The 3,925-nt window shown below is 45.9% G+C and carries 4 protein-coding genes; all 4 read right to left on the reverse strand.

From position 1 onward, the window contains the following. Positions 1–962 (reverse strand): MraY family glycosyltransferase (locus WMO25_RS15840; RefSeq protein WP_227082483.1); only part of this gene is annotated, 962 nt, incomplete at its 3' end. Between the two features lie 117 nt (positions 963–1,079). Then, entirely contained in the window at positions 1,080–1,556 is a 477-nt protein-coding gene (locus tag WMO25_RS15845; protein ID WP_215689614.1) for a COG2426 family protein, read from the reverse strand. 141 nt (positions 1,557–1,697) lie between these two features. Next, a complete protein-coding gene (locus WMO25_RS15850; protein WP_015513506.1) occupies positions 1,698–2,648 on the reverse strand; it encodes a D-2-hydroxyacid dehydrogenase in 951 nt (316 codons plus the stop codon). A 420-nt stretch (positions 2,649–3,068) separates the two neighbouring features. Further along, positions 3,069–3,890 carry a GDSL-type esterase/lipase family protein gene (locus tag WMO25_RS15855; protein ID WP_227082482.1) on the reverse strand — a complete coding sequence of 274 codons (822 nt, stop codon included), beginning with the start codon at positions 3,888–3,890 and terminating at the stop codon, positions 3,069–3,071. Positions 3,891–3,925: the final 35 nt, after the last annotated feature.

Below are 3,925 nucleotides of genomic sequence, written 5' to 3' on the forward strand. Positions count from 1 at the left end.
TACATGATCAGATAAATAACTGCTGCTGAAATCATGATCTGAATGATGGCAAATCTGAACACAGCCTGTGTGTTGGACCATCCCATCACCTTACGGACATGATCATGCAGCGGTGTTCTTGTATTCACAAGAATCCTGATCTTCAGGAAGCGAAGCAACGATACCTTCAAAAGACCGAGACCGCCGTCCAGAATCAGTACAATCGCTACAGGGATATAAATAAATGGGCTTCCCGTCTTCAGGGCTGCAATACTGATGAAAAAGCCCATGGCTCTTGAACCTGCATCGCCCATCATCAGCTTACTCGGTGTTGCATTAAACCAGAGATAAGCCAGAATACAGATGACAAACAGCAAAATCGTATGGGAGAAGACCGGATCCATTCCCTTGATCTGATCCACCATATACAAACTGATCAATGTGATGATCGTCAGCGTACCGGACAGACCATCCACACCATCACTGCAGTTTGTCACATTGATGGATACCCATACAAGAACAACGGTCAGAATACCGAAGATCACCGGAGGGATCGTGATACTGCCGCCGAAGATTGCAAACTCTACAACGTTGCTGTTAAAGTTCAAAAATGTAATGGCAACCATGACCGCAATGGCGAAATCCAGAAGCCCTTTCTTGAGTTCTCCCCAAGGGGCTCTGGAACAATCGTCCAGAAATCCTGTCATCATGGCAGCTGCCAGTAATACAAGGTAAATAATAATCTCTGTATTCAGCTCGCAGAATAAAACAACTGATACGATAAATACAAGGATAAATATAAATCCTGCACCTCTCGGCTTTCCCGCAGACAGGGCACCGTTCACAGCGAACTCTCTTCCCTGATCCTTCGGCAGTCTATCATTGCACTTGACAAGGAGCAGACAGGTCATTATAAAAGCAAATACCAGACCGGCCAGTGCCATTATATTCGCCGGCACACCATTAAACAACATGTTTATCATTAGCTCTTTCCTCTCTCTCATTCTAAATCAGGCCTCTCCGGCATAAAATACATGTCTGCCCGGCAGTCATGCGTTTTATCCGACCCCAGCATATTCCAAAGGCTTCCTTGTAGGTTTCTAGCCAATCAATGCGCCAAGCGCGCCAAAAAGTCCCGCACTTGCGGCTCCCATGATAATACCTGCCAGGAGTACACCGCACATAACAGCCACCACACTGGACTTGAAATCCATATCCAGAAGACTGGCTGCCAGAGTTCCCGTCCAGGCACCTGTTCCCGGAAGCGGAATGCCCACGAATAATAAAAGCGCCACAAACAAACCTCTGCCTGCCTTCGCCTGAAGCTTCTTGCCGCCCTTCTCGCCTTTCTCAAGGCAAAAACTGAAAAATCTGCCGATGACCGGCTTATCAGCTCCCCAGACCAGTATCTTTCTCGCAAACAGAAAGATAAAAGGAACCGGCAGCATATTGCCGATAATGGCTGTGATATAGGCCGGCAAAAACGGAAGTCCTATTCCGGTGGCATAAAGAATGGAGCCGCGGAGTTCAATCAGCGGCACCATTGAAATTAAAAATACAATAATATAATTCATCATCTTTCCTGCACCTCTGCAATTCTACTATAATACACATCCTGCTCAAATCGAACATATGCTATTCTATCACAAATATGCAGGAAATCAAACCTTTTCATTTAAAGAATCCGCTCTTTAGCTAAATATAAGCCAAAATGAAGCTTAGCTGACCACATTCTGAGGTCTGCCCTCGTCAAACGCCTGAATATTGGCAGCCAGGATAGACACCAGTCTCTGACGCGTCTCAAGGCCCTTCCAGCCCATATGCGGCGTCAGAATAACATTCGGCATATCATAAAGCGGATTATCCTGTACCGGCGGCTCTGTCTCCTGTACATCCAGACCTGCACCGGCAATTCTTCCCTCTTTCAGCGCTTCGATCAGCGCCGGTTCATCAATAAGGGCACCGCGTCCGGTATTAATAATGTAAGCTGTCGGTTTCATCATGGCAATGGTCTCTTTGTTGATCATATGTCTTGTCTGCGGTGTCAGCGGACAATGCAGACTGATATAATCACTCTGTTTCAGCAATTCTTCAAAGGAAACGTACTTAAGATTATCCTCATCGGCTCTCGGTGTCCTTACATAAGCAAGTACTTTCATGCCAAGGGCCTGTGCCACCTTGATCACTTCACGTCCAATGTTTCCGGCGCCCACAATACCCAGGACCTTGCCATTGACTTCCACATGACTGACCTGCATACATTTCGTAAAATTGCTTCGGTCCCCCCTTGCCAGCATTGCCTGCTGGATCTGCATGGAGGAACTGAGATTCAGAATCATCATAATCGCTGTATGGGCCACACGTTCTGTGCTGTAAGCCGGAATATTGCATACCGTAATACCTCTGGCCCTTGCAGCTTCAATATCGATATTGTTGTATCCTGTTCCGGCCTCACAGATCAACTGAACAGAATCCGGAAAACGGGCAATTGTATCGCCGTCAACGGGCATCTCCTTCGTCACAACAACATCCATCCCCTGCACACGTTCAAGAATCTGATCCTGCTCTGTAGAAGCATATTCCTTGACCTCAGATGACAAAACGGACAGATCCAGCTTGCCATCGTAATTCATCCTCTCTGAATTCAAAACAACCGTCTTTAATCCCATAAAAATCCCCCTTTCTGTAAATTCAGATGGTGCAAAATGCTTCCTTGTTCTTCGAAAACATCTAAATTAACCGTTCACCGCAGGTACGCTTCCGCTGCACAACATCTGCAACGGTACTAAGGCGCTAAAAAACAGCGCCTAAGGACCGGCGATGTTGAACCACCTGCTGCGAACTGTTAATTTAGATGTTTATCCAAGAATAACAAGCGTTTTGCTATTTTCTGAATATCCATAAATCAAGTCATCTCATGAAAATGATTTTCCATATACTTTATTTTAGCAGATTTTATATAAGATTGCCATAGGGAAAGCGGCCGCATTAAATAATAAATCGATTGCGGTTCAAAAACTAAAAATGGGATTCCAAAAGAGCAATATTAATACTTATGACCGCAATCATTTCATTATTCAGCGGCCGCCCTATTTCACGCCGTGACTCAGGATAAATTGCTTCCACGGCTCAATCTTATCCGCCTGCAAATGAACACCATCAAAGGTGGAATCGGCTTTTAATGCACCGTTCTCATCATCCAGAACTTCATTGTAATCCAGATAAAAAATCGTCTTGTTGTCCGCCAGTTTTTTAAGCCACTTATTGCGGGCGTTGATTTCTGTATTGTTGATCACTGTACCCTCTGCATCCTTCTCGGCGGATACATGAATAATAGACTCCACGAAGATCAACGCATTCGGCTGAAGTTCCCTGATACGCGCCACAACCTTTTTGAACTGCTGGTAATAGGTTTCCGCTGTACCGGTTCCCAGTTCATTCACTCCCAACATGATATAAACTTTGCCGAACTGTTTATTCTGAAGTTCCTCATCAATGGTCCTGTCTTCATCATCCGGCACCACATCCATGATATCCCAGATGTTAGTTCCAGTCTTAACATAGTACGTCGTATTCTCCCATCCCGCATACATTTTCAATGTATCCGTTCTGGAATCACCGATAAACACCGCATCATCCAGATAACTCTGATCCACATCCGTAAACGGTCCGCCTTTTTTGGCGGCCTGCTGTTCCTTCGTTCCCTGGGCATCCGCTTTCAGCAGTGTCGGATGCTCTGCTGCCTTCTGGGTCCATGTACCAAGGACATCCGCCGCCGTTGCCTTCCCTGTATAATTCTTATAGGCCTCGATCGCACGCTGCCCGCCAAAGTAAGGGCCGCCAATAAGGCAACAGATGATCAAAAGCATCGTCATCGGGTACTTTCTGGCCCAATCGATCCATCCACGCATCCTCTGCACCTCCTAAAATCTGAAATATAAAAACG

The organism is Coprococcus intestinihominis (assembly GCF_040096555.1).
GTDB lineage: Bacteria > Bacillota > Clostridia > Lachnospirales > Lachnospiraceae > Coprococcus_A > Coprococcus_A intestinihominis.